We start from the raw sequence: 26,402 nt of genomic DNA, 5'->3' as shown, positions 1-26,402 counted from the left end.
GCCTACTCCTCCAGAACCCAGGTGTCTTTGGTGCCGCCGCCCTGAGACGAGTTCACGACGAGGCTGCCTTTCTTCATGGCGACCCGGGTCAGTCCACCCGGCGTGATGGTGCAGCCTTGCGGGCTGACCAGCGCGAAGGGGCGCAGGTCGACATGGCGCGGGGCCAGTCCCGCCTTGGTCAGGATCGGGCAGGTCGACAGCGCCAGCGTGGGCTGGGCGATATAGTTGCCCGGCCGGGCCTCAAGCTTCTTGCGGAAGGCCGCGACCTCCTTCTTCGAGGCGGCGGGGCCCACCAGCATGCCGTAGCCGCCCGAGCCGTGGACTTCTTTCACGACCAGCTCTTCGAGGTGATCGAGGACATAGGCCAGACTGTCGGCCTCGGAACAGCGCCAGGTGGGCACGTTTTGCAGGATCGCCTTCTCGCCGGTGTAGAATTCCACGATATCGGGCATGTAACTGTAGATCGCCTTGTCATCGGCGATGCCCGTGCCGGGCGCGTTGGCGATGGTGATCCCGCCCGCGCGATAGACATCCATGATCCCCGGCACACCCAGCATGCTGTCGGGGTTGAAGTTCAGCGGGTCGAGGAAATCGTCGTCGATGCGGCGGTAGATCACGTCGATGGGCTTGTAGCCGCGCGTGGTGCGCATGGCGATGCGTCCGTCGACGACCCGCAGGTCGTGGCCTTCGATCAGTTCGACGCCCATCTGGTCGGCGAGGAAGGCATGTTCGAAATAGGCCGAGTTGTGGATGCCGGGCGTCAGCACCGCGACCGTCGGTGTGTCCGTGGTCATGGCGGGGGCGCAGGCCGCGAGCGACCGGCGCAGCTGGATCGGGTAATCCTGCACCGGCTGCACCTTGATGCGGCTGAACAGCTCGGGGAACATCTGCAGCATCGTCTCGCGGTTTTCCAGCATGTAGCTGACCCCGGAGGGCGTACGCGCGTTATCCTCGAGCACGTAGAACTCGTCCTCGCCGGTGCGGACAAGGTCGGTGCCGACGATGTGGGTATAGACGCCGCCCGGCGGCTGCATCCCGATCATCTGCGGCAGGAAGGCTTCGTTCTTGGCGATCAGCTCGACCGGCACACGGCCGGCGCGCAGGATCTCCTGCCGGTGATAGATGTCGTAGAGAAACGAGTTGATCGCGCGCACCCGCTGCTCGATCCCGCGCGTCAGGCGCGCCCATTCGCGGCCCGAAATGATGCGCGGCACGATGTCGAAGGGGATCAGGCGTTCGTCTGCCTCGGCCTCGCCATAGACATTGAAGGTGATCCCGGTGCGCCGAAAAAAGGCCTCGGCATCGAGGGATTTCTTGCGCAGTTCCGTCAGGTCCTCGCCCGAGAACCACGCGTCATAGGCGCTGTAGGGGGGGCGGGCCCCGTCGGCACCGCCCGTCATCTCGTCGAAAAACTGAGTCGTGTCTGACATGTCACTACTGTCGCATCCCGGTCACATTGCTGCAAATGTGACGGCAAAACCGCTTGCATCCAAGGGGTTGTCGCGCCTCGGCGCGGGCAAATGCCTGAATTTTGGGCGGATCGCCTAGGTTTCGAGCCAAATCGTGATCGGCCCGTCATTGGTCAAGCTGACCGCCATCTCGGCGCCGAAGCGTCCGGTCTCGACCTTGGGGCCAAGCGCGGCCAGAGCGCGGGCGTAATGCTCGTACAGGCGTTCGCCCTCGTCGGGCGGGGCGGCGGTGGAAAAGCCGGGTCGATTGCCCGAGCGCGTGTCAGCGGCCAGCGTGAACTGGCTGACAACCAGCGCCTCGCCGCCCACGTCCAGAAGCGAGCGGTTCATCTTGCCCGCGTCGTCGTTGAAGATGCGCAGCTTGGCGGTCTTGGCGGCCAGTTTCTCGGCCTCGACCTCTGTGTCGCCCTGCATGGCGCAGACGAGGATCATCAGACCCGGACCGCATTGGCCGACCACCTCTCCGGCAACCTCGACGCGGGCGCCGGTGACGCGTTGGACCAGCGCCCTCATGCGATCTCCTCGCGGCGGGGCGGGTTGGCGCCGGCGCGCGTCACCGTCACGGCGGCGGCCTTCACGCCCAATTCCAGCGCGGCGCGCAGCCCGTCCTCGGGCAGGCCCTCGGCCAATGCGGCCTTGTCCAGAAGCCCCGCGTCGGACAGCCCCGCCAAGAGGCCTGCGTTGAACGTGTCGCCCGCGCCGACGGTATCGACGACTTCGACCATGGTGGCATCGACATGCACCTCTCCGCCGGGGCCGAAGGCGGTCACCCCCGCGGCGCCCTGCGTCACCAGTACCAGCTTCGGGCCTTTCTTCTGCAACTCGCTGGTCAGTTCGACAAAGCTGCGGTCGCCCATCAGCCAGCGCAGGTCTTCGTCCGAGAGCTTCACGATATCGGCATGCGACAGCATCCGGTCCATCCGGGCGCGGAACCGCTCTTCGTCGGCGATAAAGCTGGGGCGGATATTTGGATCGAGCATCACGACCCGGCCCGCCCCGGCGGCGCGGGCGGCCAGCGTGGCATAGGCCTCGGCGCAGGGTTCGACGGCAAGGCTGATGCCGCCGAAGAAGCAGGCCGCGCAATCCTCGGGGATCGCGGGCAGGTCGGCCTCCGTCAGCATGCGTCCGGCGGTGTTCTCGTCATAGAAGGCGTAGCTGGCCTGCCCATCGGTCAGCGTGACGAAGGCCAGCGTGGTCGGCCGGTCCGAGCGCGCGGCAAGCCCATGGCCCACGCCATTCGCGGTCAGCACGTTGGCCAGACGCTCGCCGAACAGGTCGGTGGACAGGCCGGTGAAGAACTGCGTCGCCACGCCGAGGCGCGACAGCGCCACGGCGGTGTTCAGGACTGAGCCGCCGGGATAGGGGGCAAAGGCCGCCTCGCCCTTCTCGGTCTTGCGCGGCAGCATGTCGATCAGCGCTTCTCCGGCACACAGGATCATCGGAGCCCTCCGTTCTTGGCACGGCCCAAGTGCTAGCCCGTGGACCGGCCGGTCGCCAGCCCCTTTTGACGCAAATCAAGGTGCATTGTGCTTCGAGGCAGGATGATTGCGCCTGCAATGAAACCATTTCTCGAAGGAGGGTGTCATGGTCGAATCTGCCCACAAAACCGGCTTTTTCCCATCTCTCGCCGACCCGTTGCGCCAGTTCGGATCGAAGGTCGCGGACTGGTTCGCGCCCGCCGCCGAGGCGGCGGTGAACGGCAGCGCCTACCGCATCTCGATGGAGGTGCCGGGGGTTGCCGAAAGCGACATTGACGTCACCGTGCACGAGGGCGTCGTCACCGTCACCGGCGAGAAGAAATCCGAGCGCGAGGAGAAGGGGGAAACGTGGTTCTTCTCGGAACGCGAATACGGGTCGTTCTCGCGCAGCTTCCGCCTGCCGCCCGATGCCGATGGCGACAAGGTCGATGCCGACCTGAAGGACGGGCTGTTGACAATCACCGTGCCCAAGCGGGCCGAAACCCCGCCCGAAGGCGCGCGCAAGGTGCCCATCCGCAAGGGTTGAGGCGGGTTACTTGGTCGGTGGCGTGAAGGTCGGCGTCTGGACGGGTTGCGGCGGCGTGAAGCCGGTCGTATGGCTGGGGGCGGGCAGGCTGCCGCTTTGCGAGAAGCCGCCATTGTCCAGCACTTCCAGACCATAAAGCACGCCGCCCGCGATGATGATCGCCGCCAGGATCGCCAGCGCGATCTTGATCCAGCTATAGGGGCGTTCGCCCTGCACCTTGCCGGTCTGGCCGTTCACCACGAAGCGGTAGGATTTGCCGCGATATTTGTAGGCGGCCAGCCAGACCGGCAGCAGCACGTGCTTGAACGTCACCGCAGAGACGTTCACGTCCATCTTCGAGATGCGCTGCGCGTCGCCGCCGATATCGCGGCGAATGTCGCGGCGGATCTGGTTGTCCATGATCGCGCGCGCTTCGACCATCCCGTCTTCCAGGTCGATCTGGTAGGCCTCGGCCCGGAACCCGGACAGAAATTCCGGCTTGTAATCGGCCAGTTTCGTCAGGTCCCAAGGCGCAAGACCGTCGGTATAGGACTTGGGCAGCGAGCGGGAGGCCAGCACCAGCACATCGTCGAAGAAGCGCGCCACGCGGCCCCGCACGAAGGTCCAGCGCATGCGCCGTTGCTGACGTGGCTTGCCATCCGGTCCGCGGACGGTGACGTAATAGGCATCGCCGCGCTGACCGCGATAGGCGGTCTGGGTATCGGCGTCATAGGTCCAGTAGGGCACGTAGATCCCGTCGAGCTTGCGCCCGTTGCGGGCGTATTCCTTCAGCCCGTTGGGCGCAAACCACAGCTTGCCCAACCAGTCGTTCATCGCCTTGTGCGCCTCGCGCTCGGTCACGCCGAAGGGCAGGACGCCCTGCGGCTTGATATGGCGGTGCGTGCCGGTATCGGTGACCACGGGCGTGGCGCAGAACGGGCATTCCTGGCTGTGCACATTCGGGTCGAATTCCACCTGCGCGCCGCAGCTCGGGCATTGGGAAACGCGGGTTTCCTCCATCTCGATCTCGGGGTGGTCCCTGCGCCGGGCTTGCTCGAAATCGAATTCGACATGCGCCTCGCCGGTGCCGTCCAGCTCGCCCGCCTCGATCCCTTCCTCGTGGCCGCAATGGTCGCAGATCAGTTTCCCGTCGGCGGGGGCGTAACGCATGTCCGACCCGCAAGACGGACAAGGAAAGCGATGCTCGTCCTCGGGGCGGCGAGCTTCGGGGTCGGCGTCGAAAGTATCGGGCATGGGGGATTCCGCGGCTCGGGAGGCTTGGGGCAATCAGACACCCCATGCGCCCGCGCGGCAAGGGTGGATTTCCTTATCTTTCCCGGTCATTGGCCGCGTCAGAGAAAGCGGTGCAGCATCTTTGGCGCCATGATGCGCAGCGCGTTGTCCCTCAGCCGGAGATGCCGCCAGACATGGAAGCCCGCGTGGATCACGATGATCCCGGCGAGGGCGTAGAACTGGTAGATGTGGATCTTGCCGATGATCTCGTTCGCGCGCTCCAGCCCGAGGGGCGGCGCGATGGGCAGCCAGCCGCCCGCGAACAGCATCCGGTCCGAGGTCAGCCCGATCAGGAAACCGCCCACCGCCACCAGGAACAGGCCCCAGACGATGGTCTTGTGCAGCACCTGGTGAAACAGCTTCAGCCGTGGCGAGAGTTTCGGCCCCGGACGCCCCGCCAGCCCGCGAAAGAAGGTATCGACCGACCAGATCAGGCAGATCGTCACGAAGACCAGCGCAATGTCGGAATTGATCTCGGCCCCGCGAGCGCCCCAGATCGAGCGGACGAATTCGGGCGTGGCGATGACGAACCAGACCGTCAGCGGGATCATCGCCAGATGCATCGCTTTCAGCACCGTGCGGCGGCGCGGAAGCCGCCTGCGCAGCGCGCTGAGCGGGCGAGGGGGCGGCGATGTCAGCGTTTCGGTCATGGGGCAGTCACGGGCGACGGCGCGGGAAAGTTTCGGCAAAAAACCCCGGCAACCTGGGGCGCCGGGGTCGCTGCCCCAAGATGTGAGGCAGATGATGCTGCGATCAAGTCTCAGCCGGCCGGCGGCGGCGGTGGCGGCGGGGGCGGCATGACGGTAAAGAGCTGCGCCAGTTCCTGCACGTCATCGGCCTTCATCCAGCCATCCTGCCCTGGCGTCCAGACCAGCGTCTCGCGGGTCAGGCTGCCATCGGTCGCCATACGGCCAAGGTCGGCCTTGGAGAACGGGCCCTTGGTCTGGCCGTTCTCGGCGATGTGCCAGACATGCTCGACCGGCGGGGGCGGCGGTGCGGCATGGGCGGCCTGATGCGGCTGCGGCTGCTGCGCGGCCTGGCCCCAGGGACCTGCATTGGCCATCTGGTTGGCCATCGCCATGCCCATCCCCATGCCAAGGCCCGCGCCCATGCCGCCATCACCGGGGTTCTCGGCGGCGGCGCGCATCGCCTCGGCGGTCTGGAACTGGGTGTATTTGTGCAGGTCGCCCACGACCCCCATCGAGGTGCGCTTGTCCAGCGCCTCTTCGACGGCGGGCGGCAGGCTGATATTCTCGATGTAAAGCTCGGGCAGCGACAGACCGTATTCCGCGATCGTCTCGGAGATCTTGCCCGCGACCAGCCCGCCGAACTCGCCCGTGTTGGCCGCCATGTCGAGCACCGGGATGCCCGACCCCGCGACCGTCTGGCTGAACTGCTGCACGATGATGTTGCGGATCTGGAAGGTGACCTCGTCGGTGGTGAATTCGCCATCCGTGCCCACGATCTCGGTCATGAACTTGCCGGCGTCGATCACCTTGACGGAATAGGTGCCGAAGGCCCGGATGCGCGTCGGCCCGAACTCGGGATCGCGCAGCATGATCGGGTTCTTCGTGCCCCATTTCAGGTCGGTGAAGCGGTTGGTGTTGACGAAGTAGATTTCCGATTTGAAGGGCGATTTGAACCCGTGCGACCAGTGCTGAAGGCTGGTCATGATCGGCATGTTGTTGGTCTCGAGCATGTAGAGACCGGGGGTGAAGATATCGGCGAGCTGCCCCTCGTGGATGAAGACGGCGACCTGCCCCTCGCGCACGGTCAGCTTGGCACCGTACTTGATCTCGTGGCCGTGCCGCTCGAAGCGGTAGACCATCGTGTCACGGGTATCGTCGGTCCATTCGATGACGTCGATGAACTGGCCGGAAAGGAAATCGAAAAATGGCATGGCGCTGCAATCCCTGTCGAAAAGCCGATCTTTGCACACATGATATAGGGACGCGCCGCCCCTAGCTACAGGGAATCGGGCGGGGAAAACCCGACCTTGTTTCACCCCGTGGGGCGCCTCAGGACGGTCTGTTCATCACCTCTTCCGCGATTTGGCGCACGATGGGCCGCGCCTCGTCCGGCTGCATCCCGGGTGTCAGCCGGTCGTCGTAGAGGATGCGCAACAGCAGCTCGTCATGGCGGGTCAGCAGGGCGAATTCCTCGTCATCGTTGAAGATCGAGGGGCGGGCGGCGGGGCTGTCATTGGGCAGGCCCATGCCCTGGGCCACTTCCTCGTGCACGCAGGACCGGCGCAGCAGGTCCGGGTGTTCGTCGCGGATGATCGCGATGGCCGCCACATAGGTCGAGCCGCCCCCGGCCTGCGAAAAGGCGTAGACCGAGCAGAAGGTGAAGCGCGACAGCGTCTGGATCTCGTTCACCGTCTCGGCGCTGATCCCGGGCACCAGTTGGCGCACGAGATCCCCGGCGGTGCGCTGCTCGTCGCGATTGATGTAGAGCACGTGGAAATTGCCGCCCGAATTGACCACGCGGATCGGATGGCCCGAGACCCGCGCAAGCCGCGACACGTAGGTCGACAGGACCGAGCGGTCCTCGGCCTGCTGCGCGTCGTCCACATAGGCGCCGAAATGGGGCTGGATGCGCACCGGCTGGTCCCAGCGGCGCAGGCGCGACGGGGTCTGCTGCGCGATGAAGCGCCCGCCCGACAGCGCGTATTCGTCGTAAAGCGCGATGCGCTCGAAATTGGCGGCCAGTTGCGCGGCGGAAAAGGGCGTGTCCACCCCGCCGCCATCGGTCCTGAGCATCCCGTCGCTGACCAGCCGCGCCTGGACCGAGGCGTAGTAGCGCGCGAAGCTTTCGCTTTCGGCAGAGGGGGGCGGCGGTCCCTCGTCCTCGCGCGGTTCGGGGCGGGGCGAGGTGTCGGGGGTGGGCATGACGCAAGCCGCAAGGGCAAGGCAGGCGCTGACGAGGGCCGCGCGCCCGAGGATGCGTCCGATCCCCATCGCCTTGTCTGAATGCAACCGTGCGGGCACGCGCGCCCCCTTTCTTCAAGTCAGCCGTTCTGCGGCGGGGTGGGGGGCGTCGCGGCAGCGGCCTGGCCGCTGGGCGTTTGCCCAGCCGAGGCGGCGGCCAGCGTGTCGCGCAGCTCCGCCTCCATCTTTTCCATCTCGGCTTCGGCCTCGGCGCGGCGGCGCTTGCCTTCGTCGGCGATTTCCAGGCTTTCCTGGATCGTCGCGATCAGCTCGGCATTGGCGCGCTTGACGGCCTCGATGTCGAAGACGCCGCGCTCCATTTCCTCGCGCACCATCTTGTTGCTCTCGCGCAGGTTCGAGGCGTTCTGCTCCAGCAATTCGTTGGTCAGGTCGGTCGCCTCGCGCACGGCCTTGGCGGCCTCGGTCGAGCGCTGGATCGTGACCGCCTGCGCCAGCTGGGTTTCCCACAGCGGCACGGTGTTCACGAGCGTGGAGTTGATCTTGGTGACGAGGCTCTTGTCGTTTTCCTGCACCAGGCGGATCGAGGGCAGCGATTGCATCGTGACCTGGCGCGTCAGTTTCAGGTCATGCACCCGGCGTTCAAGGTCGTCGCGCGCGGCGCGCAGGTCGCGCAGTTCCTGCGCCTTGATGACCTGGTCGCCCTCGGGGGCGGCTTCGATCTCGGCGGATTTCGCGGGGATCTCGACGTCGTCCAGCAGGCGCAGCTTTTCCTCGCCCGCGGCGATGTAGAGCGCCAGCTCGTCATAGAAATCAAGGGTCTTTTCATAAAGCTTGTCGAGCGACTTGATGTCCTTCATCAGGACATGCTCGTGCTTGAGCAGGTTGTCCGTGATGCGGTCGATCTGGTCCTGCACCTCCTCGTATTTCGCCATGAAATCGTGGATCGGTTTGGCCTTGCCGAACAGGCGCTCCCACCAGCTGCGCTTGCGGTTGGGGTCCAGCTCATCGACCGAGAAACCGCGGATCGTGCCGACGATCTCGCGCAGGCTGTCGCCGGCGGGGCCGACATCCTTGTTCTTGACGCCTTGCAGCATTTCCTGGCTGATCGCCTGCAACTCGGCCTGTGCGTTCGAACCGAAGGTCACGATCGAGTTGGTGTCCGACATGTTGATCTCGGCCATGCGGCGGTTGATCTGTTCGGCGGTCGGTGCGTCGGCGGCGGGCAGCGGCACCATGTCGGCGCTTGGTTCGGGCAGGACGACGGCGTTGATTTCATCGACCAGCTTGGCGGCCTGTTCGGCCTGTTCCCTGACTTGTGTGCTCATTTTTGTTACCCTTCGATCCTAAGGTTTTCCCGGTTCAATCTCTCGCGCAGCACCTCGATCTCGATATCGAGGCCTTCGCGGTCATCTGTCAGCATTTTCTGCGTGCGCAGGGCGAAATTGGTTTCCATGTCATCGAGAAAGGCCATGTAATCGGCCCGGACGGAGGTCTCGCGATTGCGCGCGTAGAGATCGGCGAACTGCACCGTCGCGTCGCGCGCCCCTTGCAGGTAGACCCCGAGATACCGGCGCGAGGAGGCAAGGTCGCGCGGGTCGGCCTCCACCTGGCGGAACATCTGGCGCACCGTCTCCTCGAAGCTGGCGACGCGGGCCTCGATCTCGCGGTCGCGGGCGCGCTTGATGGCGTTCGTCATCTCGCTCAGCACGGCCTCGGCTTCCTCGATCTTGCGGGCGATCCGGTCGGTCTGGAACCGGTCGACCCCCTCTAGCCCCTTGTCCTGAAGCGGGTCCAACCCGAAGGAGAACAGGTGCAGCCCCGCCGCGATCAGGCCGATCAGCGTTGCCGTGATCGGGTTCCATTGCCCGCCGAAGACCAGCAGGAACACCCCGATCCCGGTCAGGACCGAGCCGAATATCTTGCGCGGGATCGCCGGGCGGCGTGCCACCTTGCGTTCGTTGAAGGCATCCTCGGCCCGCACGCCGTCGCGCGTCAGCCATGCGGCCAGCAGGATCGCGGCCGCGCCGGCCAGATCGGTGGCCATGGCCGTGACCGGCTGGAAGAAGGCGGTGAAGAAGCTCAGCAGCGGCAGCACGAACATCAGGTTGATCTTCGCGCCGTGCCGCAGGGGTTTGCGCCCGGCAAAGCTGGCATGGGTGATGCGCTCGGCCGTCACCATCTCGCGGGGGGCGCCGCTGTCGGGGCGCTGGCCGGTGGGGCTGAATTCTCCGCCGTATCGCTTCGCCATGATCAAAGCGCCCCGAATCCGCCGAAGATGGCCATCAGGATGATGATGGTCAGCGCGAAGAACGCCACGCCCTGAAGAAAACTCGAACTCATGTCGGCCCCGTGGTCGTTTCAGGCGCAATCATACGCGCCTGTCGAAACGATAGGCAGGATTCTTTGCGAAAACCAGACATTGCCGCCCCTTGTTGCAGTTTCTTGCCACCGCGCGCCGCGCCGCCGGTGATGCCTATCAGATCGGTACACCTGCGCGATCTTTGAAGGGGGAAAGCGCATTGTCCTCTCCCCGAGGCGGCGGCCGGGTCAGGCGCGGACCATGGCCTTGTCCAGGCTGACGGGGTCCGGCGCTCGGCGTGCCGCGCCCGTTCGCGTGGCGATCCGGGCGAGTGTTTCGGCGCCGTTCGGCCCAAGCACATCGCGGTACAGCGGAAAGAGGCCTGGGCGCAGATAGCCCGACCAGTGGCAGACCCGCGTGACGGGCGGGCGCGTGCGATAGCCCATCGCGGACAGGGCCGCTCGCGTGTCGGCGCAGTCGATTCTCAGGTCCGTCCAGCCGGGCAGGCCGGGCAGCCCGGCGCAGAGCGCCCGGTCGGCGGGCCAAAGCGGCGGTGCGGCCACCCGGAACATCGCGTCAAAGGGCAGGTTTTCGCCGCTGGTCACGTTCAGAACCTGCGCGCCGCGTCCGGCGGGTGCGGCCATCGCGGCCCGTGCCGCGCTGCGATACTCGGCCCCGCTGAGCAGGATCGCCCGGCTGACGGAACCCGCGGGCGCATCCGCGATGGCCGCGAGCGCCACCCGCGCCCCCAGCGAATGCGCCACGAGGTTAATGCGCAGATCGGGATGCCGTGCGTGGATCTCTCCGATCAGGCCACCGAGGATACCGCCCACGCGGCTCGCACGCAGGGCCACGCGGGGCAGGGCGCCCGTCGCATGCCAGCCGAGCGCGAGGCCAAGATCGGCCCCCGCGCGGTGCAGATGCAGGTGCCGCGGCCAACTGACGGCCTTCCAGCAGGGGCGCGAGGGGCGCAGGGACAGGATATGGGTATGCGGGTCGGTCTCGGGGCTGCGGGGGCTGTAGCGGTAGCCATGGGTCATCACGGTGACCGCGCGGCCCTCGGGCAGCGCATCGAGCGCCGGCCAGATCGCCTCTGTCCCCTCGATCCCCGTGCCGTCCACGTTGAGCCCGATCAGCGCCATCCTGCCGCCCGTTTTCCACCAGAGCTTGATGGCTGGATAGCTGGCCTCCGCAACATCTCGGTAACGCGGGCACGACAGTTCGGTGACGTGACCCGCGCGCCACCTGCTTGCCGCCCGTCATTTCGCTTGACCGTCCCGCGCCGCGGGCTTAGGCATCGCGCCATTCGTGGCGATTTGTGAACCGGATTGCGGGCCACGCTAAAGAAACCGCTAAAGAGGTCGAGGAGTGCGCCAGAACCGCCCGCCCCCGGCCAGGACATGGTGCGGGGGCTTTTTGGTCCGCGCACCCGGATCAGGAGGATTGGGCGCATGAAGGACGCTCCCGCCAAACCCGTTTTGAAACCGCGCACCCGCGCCGTGCACGCCGGCACCCGCCGCAGCCAGTATGGCGAGGTGTCCGAGGCGATGTTCCTGACGCAGGGCTTCGTTTACGACAGCGCCGAGGCCGCCGAGGCCCGTTTCATCGAAACCGGCCCCGACGAGTTCATTTACGGGCGCTACGGCAACCCGACCGTCGCCATGTTCGAAGAGCGTATCGCGTCGCTGGAAGGGGCCGAAGATGCCTTTGCCACCGCCTCGGGCATGGCCGCGGTGAACGGGGCGCTGGTGTCCCTGCTCAAGGCCGGGGACCATGTGGTTGCAGCCCGTGCGCTCTTCGGATCGTGCCTGTATATCCTCGAAGAGGTGCTGACCCGCTATGGCGTCGAGGTGACCTTCGTCGATGGCACCGAGCTCGACCAGTGGCGCGCGGCGATCCGTCCCGAGACCAAGGTCGTGTTCTTCGAGACCATCTCGAACCCCACGCTCGAGGTGATCGACATCGCCGCCGTCGCCGACCTGGCCCATGCCGTCGGGGCCAAGGTCGTCGTGGACAATGTCTTTGTCACGCCCGTCTATTCCAACGCCATCGCGCAGGGCGTCGACATGGTGGTCTATTCCGCGACCAAGCATATCGACGGGCAGGGGCGCTGTCTGGGCGGCGTGATCCTCGGCTCGCGCGAGATGATCCGCAAGACGGTCGAGCCCTACATGAAACATACCGGCGGCGCGATGAGCCCGTTCAACGCCTGGGTTCTGCTGAAATCGCTGGAAACGCTGGACCTGCGCGTTCGCGCGCAAGCGGATAGCACGCAAACCATCGCCGAAGCGTTGCAGGGACAGCCGGGGCTTTCTCGCGTCATCTACCCGGGCCTGTCCGATCACCCGCAGCACGCACTGGCCGCGCGCATGATGGAGCGGTCGGGCACCGTGATCGCGCTGGATATCGAGGGCGGGCAAGAGGCGGCCTTCCGCTTCCTCAATGCGCTTAAGATCATCACGATCTCCAACAACCTCGGGGATGCGAAGTCGATCATCACCCATCCCGCGACCACCACGCATCAGCGCCTGACCGAAGAGCAGCGCGATCGCCTCGGAATCACGCGCGGGTTGGTGCGGCTGTCGGTGGGCCTCGAAGACCCTGAGGACCTGATCGAGGACCTGATGGCGGCGCTGGCCGCCGCAAGGTCCGCCTGAGGGCCGCGCGGTGAGCGGGCTCATCATCCGACCCTACCGCACCGAGGATGCGGCGGCGCTGGCGACCGTGTTTCACCGCGCCGTGCGCCGCGGGGCCGCGCGCCACTACACCCTACCGCAGCGCATGGCGTGGTCGCCGCGCCCCCAGACGGCCGAGCATTGGGATACGCGCCTGTCGCGCCTCGACACGATGGTGGCCGAGGATGGGCGCGGCCTGCTTGGCTTCATGGCGCTGAACCTCGACGATGCCTTCCTCGATTTCGCCTATGTCCTGCCCGAGGCGGCGGGGCGGGGCGTCGGCGGCACGCTGCTTGCCGTGCTGGAGGGGCGGGCGAAATCCGCCGGGATCGACCGCCTGGAAACCGAGGCCAGCCGCGTGGCCGAGCCGTTCTTTGCCGCGCGCGGCTGGTCGGTCTTGCGTCGGCAGAGGGTCAGGCGCCACGGCATCGGCCTGCCCAACGCGGTGATGGAAAAGCCCCTCGTCGCGGCGGAGGTGGCGGCGTGAAACGGTTCCTCGTCCTGCAACTGCGCCCCGAGACCGAGGCCGCCGACGAGGAGTTCGACGCCTTTCTCGACCGTGGCGGGCTGAGCGCGGCCCAGGTGCATCGCATCCGGCTGGACGAGGCGCCGATGCCCGCGCTGTCACTAGACGATTACGCGGGCATCATCGTCGGCGGCGGTCCGGGATGCGTCAGCGATGCGCCCGAGGACAAGGACCCGCTGGAAGCCCGGATCGAGGCCGACATCCTGTCGCTCATGCCCCAGGTCCTGTCGCGCGACATGCCCTTCATGGGCTGTTGTTACGGCATGGGCATCCTGGGCCATACGCTGGGCGGCACGGTCGCCAAGGGCCGCTACGGCGAGCCGATCGGCGGCGTCGATTGCACGATGACCGAGGCGGGGGCGGCCGACCCGATCCTTGCCGATCTGCCCCGCGACTTCCGCGCGCTGGTGGGCCACAAGGAAGCGGTCGAAACCCTGCCCGAGGGCGCCGTGCATCTCGTCGCCTCGGCCCCGTGCCCGTTCCAGATGATCCGCGCCGGGCGCAACGTTTACGCCACGCAGTTCCACCCCGAAGCCAAGGGGCAGAATTTCGCCAACCGCATCCGCATCTACCGTGATCGCGGCTATTTCGACCCGTCCGACGCCGAGGCGCTGACCGAGGCCTGCCTTGCCGAAGAGATCACCGTGCCGGAGCGCATCCTGTCGAATTTCACCCATCGTTTCGGCGGATAACGTGCTCGTGAACGTTGGAAAATAATCCGTTTCCGGGCGCATAGCGTAACTCTTTCGAAAGACAAGACTTGGGCCGTGACCCTCGCGCCCCATATCCTTGGATGAGAGACAGGACAGGGTGACCCCCATGAACATGCATGTAACCACCACCCCCGAGCAGCCGAACCGCGAGGATGCGGCCGAGGCACTGCGCCTTTTGAAGAACTGGGCCGCCTGCGCCAGCGACGCCGATCTGGCCGAGCTTGATCCGGGCATCGCCCGCCTGCTGACAGGGCAGGGGGACTACCCGTCCTTCTCGCGCGAGTATCCCGAGGCGTTCACCGTCGATGCCGCCTACAAGGCCGGTCTGCCGGACCTTCAGAACGGGCCGTCCTCGCTGATCCGCGGGGCGCAGCGGCAAATTCAGCATGTCGGTATCTCGAATTTCCGCCTGCCGATCCACTATCACACGCGCGACAATGGCGACCTGACGCTGGAAACCAGCGTCACCGGCACCGTCAGCCTCGAGGCCGAGAAAAAGGGCATCAACATGAGCCGCATCATGCGGTCCTTCTATGCCCATGCCGAAAAGACCTTCAGCTTCGAGGTGATCGAGGCGGCGCTCGATGACTACAAGGCCGATCTCGAAAGCTTTGACGCCCGCATCCAGATGCGCCTGTCCTTCCCGATGAAGGTGGACAGCCTGCGCTCGGGGCTGTCGGGCTACCAGTATTACGACATCGCGCTGGAACTGGTGGAACGTGGCGGCGTCCGGCAGAAGATCATCCATCTCGACTATGTCTATTCGTCGACCTGCCCGTGCTCGCTGGAACTGAGTGAACATGCGCGGGCCACGCGCAACCAGTTGGCGACGCCCCATTCGCAGCGCTCGGTCGCGCGGATCTCGGTGGAACTGGCCGACGGGCAGGACTGCCTGTGGTTCGAGGATCTGATCGACATGGCGCGCGCCGCCGTGCCGACCGAAACGCAGGTGATGGTCAAGCGCGAGGATGAACAGGCCTTTGCCGAGTTGAACGCCGCCAACCCGATTTTCGTCGAGGATGCCGCGCGTCTGTTCGCCGAGCAGTTGGAGAATGACAGCCGCGTGGGTGATTTCCGCGTGCTGGCCAGCCATCAGGAAAGCCTGCACAGCCACGACGCGGTCAGCGTGCTGACCGAAGGACCCACCTTCGAGGCGGCGAGCCTCGATCCGCGCCTGTTCCAGTCACTGATACACGCAGGCTGACCCGTCGCCTGCGCGGCGCTCCTCCCAAGATCGCCGAAAGGCCCCCGCATTCTGTGCGGGGGTCTTTTTTTTCTCAGGTGAACCGTGCCCGCGTGCGGTTGGCGAAGGCTACAAGGGACAGCATCACCGGGACCTCCACCAGCACACCGACCACGGTCGCCAGAGCCGCGCCCGAGTTCAGGCCGAACAGGCTGATCGCCACGGCGACGGCCAGTTCGAAGAAGTTTGACGTCCCGATCAAGGCGCAGGGCGCGGCAATGCGGTGCGGCACGCGCAGCATGTAGGCCGCCGCGTAGGCCAGCGCGAAAATGCCGTAGGATTGCAGCAGGATCGGCACCGCGATCAGGGCGATCACCTGCGGGCGGTCCAAAATCACTTGCCCCTGCAAGCCGAACAGGATCACCACTGTCGCGATCAGGCCGATCACCGACCACGGCTTCACCCGGTTGCGAAACGCCTCGATCCGGTACTCGCTGCCCAGCCGTGCACGGGTCCAGAGGCCCGCGGCCAAGGGCAGCGCCACGAAGAGCACCACCGACAGGATCAGCGTGCCCCAGGGCACGGCGATATCCGTGACCCCCAGCAGGAAGGCCACGATGGGGGCGAAGGCGAAGACCATCACCACATCGTTCACCGAGACCTGCAGCAGCGTGTAGCTTTCATCGCCCCGGGTCAGGTGTGACCAGACAAACACCATCGCCGTGCAGGGCGCGGCGCCGAGCAGGATCAAACCGGCGATGTATTGCTGGGCATCCTCGGGGGCGATCAGGTCGGCAAAGACCACCTCGAAGAACAGGACGCCAAGCGCGGCCATGGTGAAGGGCTTGATCAGCCAGTTCACCGCCAGCGTGATGGCAAGACCGCGCGGCTGTTTCACCACGTCCTTCAGGCTGCCTGGGTCCACGCCCACCATCATCGGGTAGACCATCGCCCAGATCAGGACGGCCACGACAAGGTTGACGCTGGCCAGTTCAGCCGCCGCGATGGCCTCGACAAGGCCGGGGAGCGTGGCACCGATGGCAATGCCCGCGACCATGGCCAGGGCGATCCAGACGGACAGGTAGCGTTCGAACAGGCCCATGGCGGCGATCTCCCGGGTGTTGCTGCGCGGTCCTGCGCCCCTTGGACTGGGCGGGCGCGGCGTTCAAGCCCTTCGCCGGGTTTCGCCAGCGGTGCGGCGCAATGGCGACAGGCGATGCGCCGCGCGGAACCGGAGCGGGTTCCAATGAAAAAGCGGCCCCGGCGCCTGGGCCGGTGACCGCTTCGTCATGAACAGCTTTGATCGCCTCAGCAGGTGCGCGGACCGCGGCCCTGGCCGCCCGGATCGACGATCGGGCCGTTATCGGCGTCGGTGTAGCCGGTGTAGTAGCCCCGGCGCCCGCCGCGCCCGCAGCCAGCGGGGTCGATGATCGGGCCGTTGTCGGAGTCGGTGATGCCGCTGGCATAGCCAACGGGCACACAGCCGGTTGCCGCCGCCGTCCCAAGGCCAAGGCCCCCGATCCCGAAGCCGCGCAACATGGTGCGCCGGTTGAGGCCTCGCTTGGTGTCGATCTGGCTCTCGTCCAGCGTCGGCTTGGCCTTGTCTTCCTTCTTGTCCGTCATCGGTCCTGTCCTCCGTGCGTGAATGGGTGGATTGAAAATTCAGGATGAAATCGGCCTATCCCGCGTCCCTGTCATGGGCGGGGGCGGGGTGGCTCGTGTCTGAATCGGTGCTGTGCGCGGGCGCAGCGTCCGAATCGGTATGCGCGTGCGCGTCGCTGTCGACGTCATGACCACCGCCCGCAGGTCCGCGATGATAGCGGATGGTAGCAATGTCATCGTCGGTCAGCGTTTTCTGACCTTTTTGGTCCTGGGCGCCCATGGCGTCCCCTTTGTCCTGGCGGGCCACCCGAGGGCGGCTGGCGGGGGTTGAGCTCCACCGAAGGGCCAAAATCGCCTTCAGTCTGGAACCTTTCCAAAAAAGGCTAACGACCAAATGACCTTGCGGCAACATTTTCCTGCTACAGGCTGCCACGGTTTTTCCAAGCGGCAGCGGGGTTTGCCCGGAAACCGCGCCCGCGAAGCCTCGGTCGCTTGACAGGGGGGGCGGCGCGCGCCAACGCTCCGCGCCATGTTCGACCTGCGCCCCGTCGTCTATGTTCTCGGTCTTCTCGTGCTCGCGCTCGGGGCGACGATGATCGTGCCGCTCGCCTTCGACCTGGCGGCGGGCAACGGGCATTGGGGCCCCTTCGCCGAGGCCATGGCGATCACCACGGTGACGGGGCTGCTTCTGACGCTGGCCTGCGCCAATGGGGTGAGCGAGGGCCTGTCGATCCAGCAGACCTTTCTGCTGACCACCGGCGTCTGGCTGGTCCTTCCGATTTTCGGGGCGCTGCCCTTCGTGCTCGGCGCGACCGAGGCACGCTATGTCGACGCTTTCTTCGAGGCGATGTCGGGCCTGACCACGACCGGGGCGACAGTGTTTTCGGGGCTCGACGATCTGCCCGTGGGGCTGAACCTCTGGCGTGGGTTGATGCAATGGTTCGGCGGTATCGGGATCATCGTCGTGGCCATGGTGTTCCTGCCCGAGCTGCGCGTGGGCGGCATGCAGATCTTCCGCTCCGAGGCGTTCGACACGATGGGGAAGATCCTGCCCCGCGCGACCGAGATCGCGGCGCGGATCTCGGTGATCTACCTGGGCCTGACGGTCGCCTGTGCGCTGACCTATGCCGCTCTGGGGATGCCGGGGTTCGACGCGCTGATGCATGCGCTGACGACCGTGTCCACCGGAGGGTTCTCCAGCCGAGATGCCTCGTTTGGCGCGTTCCAGGGGCCGATGGAATATGTCGCCGCCGTGTTCATGATCCTCGCAAGCCTGCCCTTCGTGCGCTACATCCAATTGGTCGCGGGCACCGCGCGCCCGATCCTGCGCGACAGCCAGGTGCGCGCCTATATCGTGACGATCCTTCTGTTGACCGTGTTCCTGACGCTCTACCGGGTGTTCGCCAATGACGACCATTGGGAACACGGCTTTCGCGAGGGGATCTTCAACGTCACCTCGATCATCTCGGGGACGGGCTATGCCAGCGTTGACTACCAGCTCTGGGGGCCGGTGCCGGTGGTGATCTTCTTTTTCGTTGGCCTGATCGGAGGCTGCGCCGGGTCGACCTCCTGCTCGATCAAGGTCTTCCGCTACCAGTTGCTCTTCGCCTCGATCGCGACGCAGGTGCGCCGCCTCTACGCGCCCCACGGCGTGTTCGAGCCGCGCTACGAGGGTCGCCCGATCTCGGAAGAGATCCTGTCCTCGGTCATGGCCTTCTTCGTGCTGTTCTTCGTGTCGCTCGGCATCGTCTCGGTGGCGCTGGGGCTGACCGGGCTGGATTTCATCACCTCGGTCTCGGGGGCTGCGGCGGCGCTGGGTAATATCGGGCCCGGCCTGGGCGATATCATCGGACCCTCGGGCAATTTCGCATCGCTCAACGATGCCGCGAAATGGATCCTGTCGCTGGCCATGCTGGTGGGGCGGCTGGAACTGATGGCGGTCTTCGTGCTGTTCACCACCGCCTTCTGGCGGACGTGAGGGGCGGAAATCTCGAGATTTCCGGACCGGAAAAGCCGGCTTTTCCGGCGTTTTCCGTTGCGGAAAACGCCCCCCTCACCGCGTGGCGATGGCCCGTCCCGCCGCCACGCCCGAGGACCAGGCCCACTGGAAATTGTAGCCGCCCAGCCAGCCGGTCACGTCCAGCGCCTCGCCGATGACGAAGAGGCCGGGGACCAGCGCGCTTTCCATCGTCTTGGAACTGATCGCATCGGTTGCCACGCCGCCCAACGTCACCTCCGCCGTGCGGTAGCCTTCGGAGGAGGTCGGCGTCAGCTCCCACCGGGTCAGCTGGTCGGTCAGCGCGCGCAGCGCGCCGTCGGACTGGTCGGCAAGATTGCCCGCAAGGCCCAATTCGGCGGCCAGGTGCAGGGCGAGCTTGCGGGGCAGGATCTCGGACAGGACCGTGGAGAGCGCCTTGCCCCCCGCCTCGGCGCGGCGGGCGCGCAGATGTTCGAACAGGTCGAGATCGGGGCGCAGGCAGACCGACAGGCTATCGCCCTCGCGCCAGTAGGACGAGATTTGCAGCACCGCAGGGCCGGAGAGGCCCCGATGGGTAAACAGCATCGCCTCGTCGAAGCTGGCGCCGTTGCAGGTGATGCGCGTGTCCACCGCCGTGCCGGGCAGGTCGGCGAACCCGGCCTTGCGCGTCTCGTCGAAGGTGAGCGGCACGAGGGCGGGGCGCGTCTCGGTCACGCGGTGGCCGAATTGCGCGGCGATGCGGTAGGCCAGCCCCGTCGCGCCCATCTTGGGGATCGACTTGCCCCCCGTGGCCAGAACGAGGTTCCGCGCGGTGACGCTGCGCGGCGTGCCGCCTTGCGTGACCTCGACCCGGAACCGCCCGTCGGCATGGGTGATCTCGCCCGGTTCGGCCTCGAGCCAGAGATCGGCCCCGGCGCGCTCCATCTCGGCGCGCAGGAGCGCGATGATGTCCTTGGCGGAGCGGTCGCAGAACAGCTGGCCCAGCGTCTTTTCGTGCCACGCGATGCCGTGGCGGTCGACGAGGTCGATGAAATCCCACTGGGTGTAGCGGCTGAGGGCGGATTTCGGGAAATGCGGGTTCTCGCCGAGGAAATGTTCGGCCTCGGTGTAGAGATTGGTGAAGTTGCAGCGCCCGCCACCCGAGATGCGGATCTTCTCGCCCGGCGCCTTGGCGTGGTCGATGACCAGCGTGCCGGGGCCGGCATGGGCCGCGCACATCATCCCCGCCGCGCCCGCGCCGAGGATCAGGGTGGTCACGTCTGTCGGTTTCGCACTCATCGAGGGATTGCGCCGCCTTTGGCGTCGCCCGGCGAGCGCCGCACGGGGCATCGAGCCCCGCGCGGCGCTGGCGCCTCCGGCGGGCATATTTGATGGATAAAGATCAAGACGCGGTCCCGGGCGGGCGCATCATCTGGCTCAATCCCCGAAATTGCGGCTGTCCTTGATCTGGTCCCAGGCCCAGACGACCTCTTGCAGGCGGTCTTCGTCCGAGCGGTCGCCGCCGTTCATGTCCGGGTGCAGCACCTTGATGAGGGCCTTGTAGCTCTTGCGGATCTCGGCCTTGGTCCAGTGATCCTTGGCGTCGAGGATTTCGATCGCGCGGCGTTCGGTGGGCGGCAGGCGGCGGCCGGTCGACCCGTTCGAGCGGCCCGGGTTGCGCGTCGCGTTCTCGCCCAGCACCTGGTGCGGGTCCTCGATTCCGAGCCGCGCCCAGGCGCGTTCCTCGGTCGATTTCTTGAACGGCTTGGTGGGACGGTCCCAGACCCGGTCGCGGTCCAGCTGCGCCTCCATCTCGGCCTCGGTGGTGCCTTCGAAGAAGTTCCACTTGAGATTGTACTCGCGCACATGGTCGCGGCAGAACCAGTAATAATCGTCCAGCACGTCGGGGGCCTTGGGCGCGCGATACTGGCCCGGCTCGTTGCAGCCGGGATGCTCGCAGACGCGCTGCGACGTCTCGAACGCGCCCGACATCCCGCGCCTGCCGGAGCGGCGCTTTTTCTTGTCGGTGGAGACGCGCAGGTCGAAATTGAACGGGTCTTTGTCACTCATGCTCGGCCCCTTCTCGACTCGGAACAGGCAGTTTAGGGTTTTGGACGGCAAGGGAAAGAGGCGAGGAGCGGATTTCGTGACGCGGACAGAGAAAATCAGATCACGACTGCAGGAGGCCTTCGCGCCCCGGGTTCTGGAGGTGGTTGATGACAGCGAACGCCACCGGGGTCATGCGGGCTACCAGGAGGGCGGCGAAAGCCATTTCCGGGTCCGCATCGAGAGCGAGAAATTCGACGGTTTGTCGCGCGTCGCCCAGCATCGCGCCGTGCATGAAGCGTTGGGAAAAGACCTCGTCTCGGAGATCCACGCGCTGGCGCTGAAGATCAGTGCCTGAGCCTTATTCGGCGGCGCGGTCGGCGGGGTCGGCCACGAGACGCCGCCCGGCGGCGGGCGCTGCGTGCGGTTCGGTCCAGCTGTCCTCGGCACCCTCGGGGGCAGGGGCTTCGGCGGTATCCTCGGCGTGCTCCGTCGTAGCCTCGCCTTCGTAGAAGATCTCGCGGCGGAAGATCAGGACGCAGCGCTTGACCGTCGATTTCGCGCCAAGGCCCATGCCCTTGCGCTCGGTATCCTCGAACGTGTCGGCGCGGACATATTCCCAGCCCTCGGCGCCCATTTCGCCCAGGATCGTTTCGAGCGTGTAGGCGAAGCGATCAGCCCCCTTCAAACCCCGCACGCGCGGCGTCTTTTCGGGGGCGGGCACGACCTTGTACTCGAAATAGGGCATGGATCTCTCCGGAGCGCGGCGTTGGATCGGCGCGTCTTAGCCCGTGCCACGGGGCCGGGGCAAGAGGGATCGGGGCGCATGGCCCCAATCTTCACTCGGCTGGATGGCGGCGCCGGGCCTCGGCCTCGATGCGAGCATCGAGTTTGCGGGTCTCGTGACGCATCAGCATGACACCGATCCCGGCCACGGCCAGGGCGATCAGGGGAATGGCGATTTCAAAGGGCGTCATGGGAAGCCTCCTTGCGCATCATGCCAAGAATATAGTGCGCAATGGCGTGCAATGCGAGTCCCGCGGGCGCCCAGATGGCGGTCATGATGGTCAGCGGAATGGCGTCATCGGTCAGCGGGCGCAGCACGGCAAAGCCGATCAGGCCCAGCCCGACCGCGTTCAGGAACCCCGCCAGCAGCTTCACCCGCTCGTTATGGGCGGCCAGCTCGTCGCGCAGGCGGGGCCGCGCCATGCTACAGCCCCAGCTTCGCCGTCACGATCTCGTTCACGACCTTGGGGTTGGCCTTGCCGCCGGTGGCTTTCATCACCTGGCCCACGAACCAGCCCGCCAGTTTCGGGTTGGCCTGCGCCTTTTCCACCTGCGCGGGGTTGGCGGCGATGATCTCGTCCACCGCCGTTTCGATCGCGCCGGTATCGGTGACCTGTTTCATGCCCTCGGTCTCGACGATCTCCTCGGGGTCGCGCCCGGTGGTGTAGGAGATCTCGAACACGTCCTTGCCGATCTTGCCCGAGATGGCGTCGGACTTGATCAGCTTCACGATCTGGCCCAGCTGCGCGGGCGTGATCGGGCTGTCGGTGATGGATTTCTCGTCCTTCTTGAGACGACCGAACAGCTCGTTGATGACCCAGTTCGCGGCGGATTTGCCGTCCTTGGCCTCGGCCACGACGGACTCGAAGTAATGCGCGGCCTCCAGATCGGCGGTCAGCACGCTGGCGTCGTAATCCGACAGGCCGTAATCGCCGATGAAGCGCGCCTTCTTGGCGTCTGGCAATTCGGGCAGGTTGGCCGCGATCTCGTCCACCCAAGCCTGCTCGATTTCCAGCGGCAGAAGGTCGGGGTCGGGGAAATAGCGGTAATCATGCGCCTCTTCCTTGGAGCGCATGGAGCGCGTCTCGCCCTTGTCGGCGTCGTAGAGGCGGGTTTCCTGGTCGACCTTGCCGCCGCCCTCGACGATGGCGATCTGGCGGCGCGCCTCGTATTCGATGGCGGCCTGGATGAACCGCAGCGAGTTCATGTTCTTGATCTCGCAGCGGGTGCCGAGATAGCCGAAATCGCCCGTCTCGCGGTATTTTTCATACGCGCCCGGCTGGCAGATCGACACGTTCACGTCGGCGCGCAGGTTGCCGTTCTGCATGTTGCCGTCGCAGGTGCCCAGATAAAGCATGATCTGGCGCAGCTTGCTGACGTAAGCCGCCGCTTCCTCGGGACCGCGGATGTCGGGGCGGCTGACGATCTCCATCAACGCGACGCCCGTGCGGTTGAGATCGACAAAGCTCATCGCCGGGTCCATGTCATGGATCGACTTGCCCGCGTCCTGTTCGAGGTGAATACGCTCGATCCGCACCGTGCGCGCGGTGCCGTCGCCCATCTCGACCAGCACTTCGCCTTCGCCCACGATCGGGTGATAGAGCTGGCTGATCTGGTAGCCCTGCGGCAGGTCGGGGTAGAAATAGTTTTTTCGGTCGAAGGCCGAGTTCAGGTGGATCTCGGCCTTGAGGCCCAGCCCGGTGCGCACCGCTTGCGCCACGCAGGCCTCGTTGATGACGGGCAGCATGCCGGGCATGCCCGCGTCCACGAAGGCCACGTTCGAGTTCGGCTCGGACCCGAATTGCGTCGAGGCGCCCGAGAACAGCTTGGCGCGGGTCGAGACCTGCGCATGCACCTCCATGCCGATCACCAGTTCCCAATCCTGCTTGGCGCCGGGGATGATCTTGGGTTTCGGGGTCGGTTTTTCGTCTGGGGTCAGGTCGAGCATTCTCGGGCCTCCGTCTCGTTTGTCCAAGCGTTTAGGTCAGCGGCGCGAAGCGGGCAAGGGGGCGGCATGCGGCAAGCGATGGAACGCAAGCCGGGCGCGCGCGTTTTGACTGCGAAGGGCGCGCCGAACGGGCGCGTTCCAACGTCAATGCAAGCGAGCCGAAAGGACATCTCATGCCAAGCATCACCGAGTCGAACATCCTGATCATCGCCACCCACGGGTTCGAGCAGTCGGAACTGGAATTCCCGCGTGACCAGTTGCGCGTGAAGGGCGCGACGGTCCATGTCGCCACGCCCGATGGCAAGCCCATCAAGGGCTGGGAAGGCAGCGACTGGGGCCGCGAGGCCGAGGCGGACCTGTCCTTCGACCAGATCGATGTCGCGGCCTATGACGCGCTGGTTCTGCCGGGCGGCCAGATCAACCCCGACCTGCTGCGCGTCGATGACCGCGCCATCGAGACGGTCAAGGCGTTCGCGCGCGACGGCAAGGTCATCGCCGCCGTCTGCCACGCGCCGTGGCTGCTGGTCGAGGCTGGCCTTGCCAAGGGCCGCCAGATGACCTCGTATCACTCGATCAGGACCGACGTGATCAACGCGGGCGCCGAGTGGGTCGATCAATCCGCCGTGGCCGACAGTGGTATCGTCACCAGCCGCAATCCGAACGATCTGAAGGAGTTCGTCGGCAAGATCGTCGAAGAGATCGAGGAAGGCCGCCACGAGAAAAAGGCCGCCTGATCGCAGGATCTTTCCCCCCGGTCGGCTTCAGGCTGACCACCCCGGCGCCCCGTTTCGGATGTCCGAACGGGGCGTCGGTCGTTTTCTGGCGGATGCGGTTCTTTCCGCCCGGTTTCGGCGGGCTTCTGCCGACCTTGCCGGGTTTTCCACAGGGCGATGGACTCAGCCATACAGGCTCGGGCACACCGCGCTGTCTGCAATAGTTTCGAGAAATCATTATGCGAGCGTTCATTCTGGCGGCGGCTGCCGTGCTGGGCCTGTCGGGTTGTTCCATGCTGCCGCTCGGCGCGTCCGAAGTGGAACCGACCGAGTTCGTGATGCGCTGGGACCACCGCCCCGAAGCCCCGGCCTGGACCGATGCCAGCCTTGCCATGCTGGAAGAGGGCGCGCCCGCAGGTCATCTGCCCGACCTTGTCCCCGCCGATATCGAGGCCTGGTGCCCGGCCTATACCGAGGGCACCCGCGCCGAGCGCGAGGCCTTCTGGGTTGGCCTGCTGTCGGCATTGGCCCGCCATGAAAGCACCTGGAACCCGCAAGCCGTGGGCGGCGGCGGTCGCTGGTTCGGGCTTGTCCAGATCAGCCCGGCCACCGCGCGCCATTACGGCTGCCGTGCCACCAGCGGCGATGCCCTGCGCGATGGCGAGGCCAACCTCTCCTGCGCGCTGCGGATCTGGGGAGCGACCGTGCCGCGCGATGGCGTGGTGGCCAGCGGTCGCGGAGGCGTGGCCGCCGATTGGGGGCCGTTCGTGCAATCCGACAAGCGCGAGGACATGCGCGCCTGGGTCAGCGCACAGCCCTTCTGCGCGGGCTGACGCGGGCCAAGCCCCATGTTCGCCCCTTGTTTTCCTTGCCTTTTCGCGCGTGCGGGTGCAGTGTCACGCGGTGCGCGATCGCAACTGGGGGGAGAGCGCATGGCTGCCAAGCCATTGACCAAGGCTGTGGCATTGGCCGTCTGCATCGTGCTGGCGGGGCTTTTGCCCCGGCCCGCGACGGCGCAGGACGGCCCTGCCGGGGTGTCGTCGCTACGCCCGATCCCGCGCCCTGTCGCGGCCACACCCGAGATGACTCTTCCAGGCACGCCCGAGGTCGAGGTGACGGCCGGCCAGATGGTCCTAGCGCCCCCCTTGGCCGATGCCGACACCCCCGTCAGCCTGCCGCCCGAACCCGAGATCAGCGCGCTGGCCCCGCAGCGGAGCCTCAGGCCGCGCCGCCGCGACGGCTGGCTGGTGCCCGCCGCCCGGTGGGACGAACATCCGCGGGGCGACCGCTGGACCGCCGCCGTCATGGCCGCGCTGCGTGGGCCGGGCGCGCCGCTGCTCGACACCGTGCCCGAGGATATCGAGGCTTGGTGCCCCGGATACATCAATGCCGATCGCGGTCAGCGCGCGGCCTTCTGGGCCGGGCTGATCTCGGCCCTGGCGTGGCATGAAAGCACGCATAACCCGCGCGCCGTGGGTGGCGGTGGGCAGTGGTTCGGCCTTGTCCAGATCGCGCCGGGGACGGCGCGCTGGCGCAATTGCGACGTGACCAGCGCCGAGGCGCTGCTCGACGGGTCGGCGAACCTGCGCTGCGGCATCCGCATCATGGGGATCACCGTGCCGCGCGATAATGTCGTCTCGGAAGGGATGCGCGGGGTGGCCGCGGATTGGGGGCCGTTCCATTCGCGCCGCAAGCGCGAGGATATGCGCAACTGGGTCCGGTCGCAGGATTATTGCCAATCCGCCACCCGCCCGCAAATGCGGCCCGCCGGCCTGGCCGAGGCCGCGCGGCCCGGCGGATCGGTGGTGATGGAGGCCATCTCGGGGCCGATGAACCGGTTGAGCCTCCGTCCTGTCGTGCGTCCGGCGCGCGCGGGGTAATCCTGCCGGGACGGGTCAGGCGTGGCGCACGGGGATGCCGCGGCTGGTCGCCTCGCGGATCAGCACGAGGGGATCCGGCAGCGCCTGTTTCGGCATCGCGATCCGCTCGCCCGTCTCCAGAACCACCGCGATGCGGGTTTGTCCGCGGCGGTCCGCGACCTCCAGATAGGCGATCCGGCCGACCGGGATTGAGGCCTTGTCGCGCCCGAGATCCAGCTGCCAGACCGAGCGTCCCATGCGCAGCCCCCAGTTCGGCACGAAGATCATCTGTGCAAGGCTGATCGCGAGGGCGGGCAGCAGCAGAAGCAGCACGTAGCCCGGGATCACGGCCCAGAGTTGCACGGTCAGAAACGAAAGCCCGGCAAAGGCTGCGAGGCTGATCGCGGTATTGCCCGGACGGGCTGCGTATTCGAACGTGTCGGTCATGGCGATGTTAAA

The 26,402-nt window shown here is 66.4% G+C and carries 29 protein-coding genes and 1 riboswitch; of the genes, 10 read left to right on the top strand and 19 right to left on the bottom strand.

Annotated features, from left to right (window positions below):
- Positions 1-2: 2 nt before the first annotated feature.
- The 3 genes from KUV65_RS05165 to KUV65_RS05155 all read right to left on the bottom strand — a co-directional run bounded on the left by KUV65_RS05165 (position 3) and on the right by KUV65_RS05155 (position 2,908).
- Complete coding sequence (locus KUV65_RS05165; RefSeq protein WP_261331594.1) at positions 3-1,430, bottom strand: circularly permuted type 2 ATP-grasp protein; 1,428 nt, start codon at positions 1,428-1,430, stop codon at positions 3-5.
- Positions 1,431-1,544: 114 nt separating this feature from the next.
- The gene (dtd, locus tag KUV65_RS05160; RefSeq protein ID WP_222188195.1) at positions 1,545-1,982 is read right to left on the bottom strand and encodes a D-aminoacyl-tRNA deacylase; all 438 of its coding nucleotides are present in this window, start codon (positions 1,980-1,982) and stop codon (positions 1,545-1,547) included.
- Entirely contained in the window at positions 1,979-2,908 is a 930-nt protein-coding gene (locus KUV65_RS05155) for a carbohydrate kinase family protein (protein WP_222188193.1), read from the bottom strand. Before KUV65_RS05155 ends, dtd begins: the two co-directional genes overlap by 4 nt.
- Before the next feature lie 145 nt (positions 2,909-3,053).
- On the opposite strand from KUV65_RS05155, the gene KUV65_RS05150 reads away from it, so the two are divergent.
- Complete coding sequence (locus KUV65_RS05150; protein ID WP_222188190.1) at positions 3,054-3,473, top strand: Hsp20/alpha crystallin family protein; 420 nt, start codon at positions 3,054-3,056, stop codon at positions 3,471-3,473.
- A gap of 6 nt (positions 3,474-3,479) precedes the next feature.
- On the opposite strand, the gene KUV65_RS05145 is transcribed toward KUV65_RS05150, so the two are convergent.
- The 7 genes from KUV65_RS05145 to KUV65_RS05115 all read right to left on the bottom strand — a co-directional run bounded on the left by KUV65_RS05145 (position 3,480) and on the right by KUV65_RS05115 (position 11,077).
- A complete protein-coding gene (locus KUV65_RS05145; RefSeq protein ID WP_222188186.1) occupies positions 3,480-4,706 on the bottom strand; it encodes a TFIIB-type zinc finger domain-containing protein in 1,227 nt (408 codons plus the stop codon).
- Positions 4,707-4,804: 98 nt separating this feature from the next.
- The gene (locus KUV65_RS05140) at positions 4,805-5,395 is read right to left on the bottom strand and encodes a hypothetical protein (protein ID WP_261331593.1); all 591 of its coding nucleotides are present in this window, start codon (positions 5,393-5,395) and stop codon (positions 4,805-4,807) included.
- A gap of 110 nt (positions 5,396-5,505) precedes the next feature.
- Positions 5,506-6,645: an SPFH domain-containing protein gene (locus tag KUV65_RS05135; RefSeq protein WP_222188184.1), complete on the bottom strand. Its 1,140-nt coding sequence runs from the start codon at positions 6,643-6,645 to the stop codon at positions 5,506-5,508.
- A gap of 118 nt (positions 6,646-6,763) precedes the next feature.
- Positions 6,764-7,735, bottom strand: coding sequence for a DUF2927 domain-containing protein (locus tag KUV65_RS05130; protein WP_222188182.1), 972 nt, complete (start codon positions 7,733-7,735; stop codon positions 6,764-6,766).
- A 20-nt stretch (positions 7,736-7,755) separates the two neighbouring features.
- On the bottom strand, positions 7,756-8,961 hold the full coding sequence (locus tag KUV65_RS05125) for a toxic anion resistance protein (protein WP_222188171.1): 1,206 nt from the start codon (positions 8,959-8,961) through the stop codon (positions 7,756-7,758).
- Between the two features lie 5 nt (positions 8,962-8,966).
- The gene (locus KUV65_RS05120; RefSeq protein WP_222188169.1) at positions 8,967-9,884 is read right to left on the bottom strand and encodes a 5-bromo-4-chloroindolyl phosphate hydrolysis family protein; all 918 of its coding nucleotides are present in this window, start codon (positions 9,882-9,884) and stop codon (positions 8,967-8,969) included.
- A gap of 299 nt (positions 9,885-10,183) precedes the next feature.
- A complete protein-coding gene (locus KUV65_RS05115; RefSeq protein ID WP_222188167.1) occupies positions 10,184-11,077 on the bottom strand; it encodes a hypothetical protein in 894 nt (297 codons plus the stop codon).
- Positions 11,078-11,233: 156 nt separating this feature from the next.
- A riboswitch (SAM riboswitch) is annotated at positions 11,234-11,312 on the top strand.
- A gap of 74 nt (positions 11,313-11,386) precedes the next feature.
- Between KUV65_RS05115 and metZ the strand changes: the two genes are divergently transcribed.
- The 4 genes from metZ (at position 11,387) to folE2 (ending at position 15,053) form a co-directional block, all read left to right on the top strand.
- Positions 11,387-12,592, top strand: a complete 1,206-nt coding sequence (gene metZ, locus KUV65_RS05110; protein ID WP_222188165.1) for an O-succinylhomoserine sulfhydrylase — start codon at positions 11,387-11,389, stop codon at positions 12,590-12,592.
- A 10-nt stretch (positions 12,593-12,602) separates the two neighbouring features.
- The gene (locus tag KUV65_RS05105; protein ID WP_222188162.1) at positions 12,603-13,097 is read left to right on the top strand and encodes a GNAT family N-acetyltransferase; all 495 of its coding nucleotides are present in this window, start codon (positions 12,603-12,605) and stop codon (positions 13,095-13,097) included.
- On the top strand, positions 13,094-13,828 hold the full coding sequence (locus KUV65_RS05100) for a glutamine amidotransferase (protein WP_222188160.1): 735 nt from the start codon (positions 13,094-13,096) through the stop codon (positions 13,826-13,828). The genes KUV65_RS05105 and KUV65_RS05100 overlap by 4 nt, the downstream gene beginning before the upstream one ends.
- A 127-nt stretch (positions 13,829-13,955) precedes the next feature.
- Entirely contained in the window at positions 13,956-15,053 is a 1,098-nt protein-coding gene (gene folE2 / locus KUV65_RS05095) for a GTP cyclohydrolase FolE2 (RefSeq protein WP_222188158.1), read from the top strand.
- A 73-nt stretch (positions 15,054-15,126) separates the two neighbouring features.
- Here the strand turns inward: folE2 and arsB are convergent, their stop codons facing one another.
- Together arsB and KUV65_RS05085 are read right to left on the bottom strand one after the other, a co-directional pair.
- Entirely contained in the window at positions 15,127-16,134 is a 1,008-nt protein-coding gene (gene arsB / locus KUV65_RS05090; RefSeq protein WP_222188156.1) for an ACR3 family arsenite efflux transporter, read from the bottom strand.
- Positions 16,135-16,340: 206 nt separating this feature from the next.
- Entirely contained in the window at positions 16,341-16,655 is a 315-nt protein-coding gene (locus KUV65_RS05085) for a hypothetical protein (RefSeq protein ID WP_222188154.1), read from the bottom strand.
- 508 nt (positions 16,656-17,163) lie between these two features.
- Here KUV65_RS05085 and KUV65_RS05080 point away from each other — a divergent pair.
- Positions 17,164-18,612 carry a TrkH family potassium uptake protein gene (locus KUV65_RS05080; protein WP_222188152.1) on the top strand — a complete coding sequence of 483 codons (1,449 nt, stop codon included), beginning with the start codon at positions 17,164-17,166 and terminating at the stop codon, positions 18,610-18,612.
- A 75-nt stretch (positions 18,613-18,687) separates the two neighbouring features.
- Here KUV65_RS05080 and KUV65_RS05075 read toward each other — a convergent pair whose 3' ends face one another.
- Both KUV65_RS05075 and KUV65_RS05070 read right to left on the bottom strand, forming a co-directional pair.
- The gene (locus KUV65_RS05075; protein ID WP_222188150.1) at positions 18,688-19,890 is read right to left on the bottom strand and encodes an NAD(P)/FAD-dependent oxidoreductase; all 1,203 of its coding nucleotides are present in this window, start codon (positions 19,888-19,890) and stop codon (positions 18,688-18,690) included.
- Between the two features lie 138 nt (positions 19,891-20,028).
- Entirely contained in the window at positions 20,029-20,661 is a 633-nt protein-coding gene (locus KUV65_RS05070) for a J domain-containing protein (protein ID WP_222188148.1), read from the bottom strand.
- 76 nt (positions 20,662-20,737) lie between these two features.
- Between KUV65_RS05070 and KUV65_RS05065 the strand changes: the two genes are divergently transcribed.
- A complete protein-coding gene (locus tag KUV65_RS05065; RefSeq protein ID WP_222188146.1) occupies positions 20,738-20,995 on the top strand; it encodes a BolA family protein in 258 nt (85 codons plus the stop codon).
- A 3-nt stretch (positions 20,996-20,998) separates the two neighbouring features.
- Here KUV65_RS05065 and KUV65_RS05060 read toward each other — a convergent pair whose 3' ends face one another.
- From KUV65_RS05060 to gatB, 4 genes are all read right to left on the bottom strand, one after another.
- The gene (locus KUV65_RS05060; RefSeq protein ID WP_222188144.1) at positions 20,999-21,385 is read right to left on the bottom strand and encodes a DUF4177 domain-containing protein; all 387 of its coding nucleotides are present in this window, start codon (positions 21,383-21,385) and stop codon (positions 20,999-21,001) included.
- Between the two features lie 91 nt (positions 21,386-21,476).
- Positions 21,477-21,614, bottom strand: coding sequence for a hypothetical protein (locus KUV65_RS05055; RefSeq protein ID WP_222188142.1), 138 nt, complete (start codon positions 21,612-21,614; stop codon positions 21,477-21,479).
- On the bottom strand, positions 21,601-21,846 hold the full coding sequence (locus KUV65_RS05050) for a hypothetical protein (RefSeq protein ID WP_222188140.1): 246 nt from the start codon (positions 21,844-21,846) through the stop codon (positions 21,601-21,603). The genes KUV65_RS05055 and KUV65_RS05050 overlap by 14 nt, the downstream gene beginning before the upstream one ends.
- Before the next feature lies 1 nt (position 21,847).
- Positions 21,848-23,371 carry an Asp-tRNA(Asn)/Glu-tRNA(Gln) amidotransferase subunit GatB gene (gene gatB / locus KUV65_RS05045; RefSeq protein ID WP_222188138.1) on the bottom strand — a complete coding sequence of 508 codons (1,524 nt, stop codon included), beginning with the start codon at positions 23,369-23,371 and terminating at the stop codon, positions 21,848-21,850.
- 173 nt (positions 23,372-23,544) lie between these two features.
- Here gatB and KUV65_RS05040 point away from each other — a divergent pair, with 173 nt between their 5' ends.
- The 3 genes from KUV65_RS05040 to KUV65_RS05030 all read left to right on the top strand — a co-directional run bounded on the left by KUV65_RS05040 (position 23,545) and on the right by KUV65_RS05030 (position 25,964).
- On the top strand, positions 23,545-24,105 hold the full coding sequence (locus tag KUV65_RS05040; RefSeq protein ID WP_222188136.1) for a type 1 glutamine amidotransferase domain-containing protein: 561 nt from the start codon (positions 23,545-23,547) through the stop codon (positions 24,103-24,105).
- Between the two features lie 218 nt (positions 24,106-24,323).
- Positions 24,324-24,917, top strand: a complete 594-nt coding sequence (locus tag KUV65_RS05035; protein ID WP_222188134.1) for a transglycosylase SLT domain-containing protein — start codon at positions 24,324-24,326, stop codon at positions 24,915-24,917.
- Positions 24,918-25,016: 99 nt separating this feature from the next.
- Entirely contained in the window at positions 25,017-25,964 is a 948-nt protein-coding gene (locus KUV65_RS05030) for a transglycosylase SLT domain-containing protein (RefSeq protein ID WP_222188132.1), read from the top strand.
- Between the two features lie 15 nt (positions 25,965-25,979).
- Here KUV65_RS05030 and KUV65_RS05025 read toward each other — a convergent pair whose 3' ends face one another.
- Positions 25,980-26,390: a hypothetical protein gene (locus KUV65_RS05025; RefSeq protein ID WP_222188130.1), complete on the bottom strand. Its 411-nt coding sequence runs from the start codon at positions 26,388-26,390 to the stop codon at positions 25,980-25,982.
- Positions 26,391-26,402: the final 12 nt, after the last annotated feature.

It is taken from the genome of Maritalea mobilis (assembly GCF_019800885.1).
GTDB lineage: Bacteria > Pseudomonadota > Alphaproteobacteria > Rhodobacterales > Rhodobacteraceae > Roseibacterium > Roseibacterium beibuensis.
The sequence above is the reverse complement of the archived record's forward strand: the minus strand, read 5'-3'. Positions and strand labels throughout refer to the sequence as shown.

Bases quoted from the DNA above. Each gene is read 5' to 3' on its own strand.
- folE2 (WP_222188158.1), top strand. From the start codon at position 13,956: ATGAACATGCATGTAACCACCACCCCCGAGCAGCCGAACCGCGAGGAT.
- KUV65_RS05070 (WP_222188148.1), bottom strand. From the start codon at position 20,661: ATGAGTGACAAAGACCCGTTCAATTTCGACCTGCGCGTCTCCACCGAC.
- KUV65_RS05125 (WP_222188171.1), bottom strand. From the start codon at position 8,961: ATGAGCACACAAGTCAGGGAACAGGCCGAACAGGCCGCCAAGCTGGTC.
- KUV65_RS05155 (WP_222188193.1), bottom strand. From the start codon at position 2,908: ATGATCCTGTGTGCCGGAGAAGCGCTGATCGACATGCTGCCGCGCAAG.
- arsB (WP_222188156.1), bottom strand. From the start codon at position 16,134: ATGGGCCTGTTCGAACGCTACCTGTCCGTCTGGATCGCCCTGGCCATG.
- KUV65_RS05145 (WP_222188186.1), bottom strand. From the start codon at position 4,706: ATGCCCGATACTTTCGACGCCGACCCCGAAGCTCGCCGCCCCGAGGAC.
- KUV65_RS05085 (WP_222188154.1), bottom strand. From the start codon at position 16,655: ATGACGGACAAGAAGGAAGACAAGGCCAAGCCGACGCTGGACGAGAGC.
- KUV65_RS05140 (WP_261331593.1), bottom strand. From the start codon at position 5,395: ATGACCGAAACGCTGACATCGCCGCCCCCTCGCCCGCTCAGCGCGCTG.
- dtd (WP_222188195.1), bottom strand. From the start codon at position 1,982: ATGAGGGCGCTGGTCCAACGCGTCACCGGCGCCCGCGTCGAGGTTGCC.
- KUV65_RS05025 (WP_222188130.1), bottom strand. From the start codon at position 26,390: ATGACCGACACGTTCGAATACGCAGCCCGTCCGGGCAATACCGCGATC.
- gatB (WP_222188138.1), bottom strand. From the start codon at position 23,371: ATGCTCGACCTGACCCCAGACGAAAAACCGACCCCGAAACCCAAGATC.
- KUV65_RS05050 (WP_222188140.1), bottom strand. From the start codon at position 21,846: ATGGCGCGGCCCCGCCTGCGCGACGAGCTGGCCGCCCATAACGAGCGG.
- KUV65_RS05135 (WP_222188184.1), bottom strand. From the start codon at position 6,645: ATGCCATTTTTCGATTTCCTTTCCGGCCAGTTCATCGACGTCATCGAA.
- KUV65_RS05055 (WP_222188142.1), bottom strand. From the start codon at position 21,614: ATGACGCCCTTTGAAATCGCCATTCCCCTGATCGCCCTGGCCGTGGCC.
- KUV65_RS05040 (WP_222188136.1), top strand. From the start codon at position 23,545: ATGCCAAGCATCACCGAGTCGAACATCCTGATCATCGCCACCCACGGG.
- KUV65_RS05165 (WP_261331594.1), bottom strand. From the start codon at position 1,430: ATGTCAGACACGACTCAGTTTTTCGACGAGATGACGGGCGGTGCCGAC.
- metZ (WP_222188165.1), top strand. From the start codon at position 11,387: ATGAAGGACGCTCCCGCCAAACCCGTTTTGAAACCGCGCACCCGCGCC.
- KUV65_RS05150 (WP_222188190.1), top strand. From the start codon at position 3,054: ATGGTCGAATCTGCCCACAAAACCGGCTTTTTCCCATCTCTCGCCGAC.
- KUV65_RS05075 (WP_222188150.1), bottom strand. From the start codon at position 19,890: ATGAGTGCGAAACCGACAGACGTGACCACCCTGATCCTCGGCGCGGGC.
- KUV65_RS05120 (WP_222188169.1), bottom strand. From the start codon at position 9,884: ATGGCGAAGCGATACGGCGGAGAATTCAGCCCCACCGGCCAGCGCCCC.
- KUV65_RS05030 (WP_222188132.1), top strand. From the start codon at position 25,017: ATGGCTGCCAAGCCATTGACCAAGGCTGTGGCATTGGCCGTCTGCATC.
- KUV65_RS05080 (WP_222188152.1), top strand. From the start codon at position 17,164: ATGTTCGACCTGCGCCCCGTCGTCTATGTTCTCGGTCTTCTCGTGCTC.
- KUV65_RS05060 (WP_222188144.1), bottom strand. From the start codon at position 21,385: ATGCCCTATTTCGAGTACAAGGTCGTGCCCGCCCCCGAAAAGACGCCG.
- KUV65_RS05035 (WP_222188134.1), top strand. From the start codon at position 24,324: ATGCGAGCGTTCATTCTGGCGGCGGCTGCCGTGCTGGGCCTGTCGGGT.
- KUV65_RS05115 (WP_222188167.1), bottom strand. From the start codon at position 11,077: ATGGCGCTGATCGGGCTCAACGTGGACGGCACGGGGATCGAGGGGACA.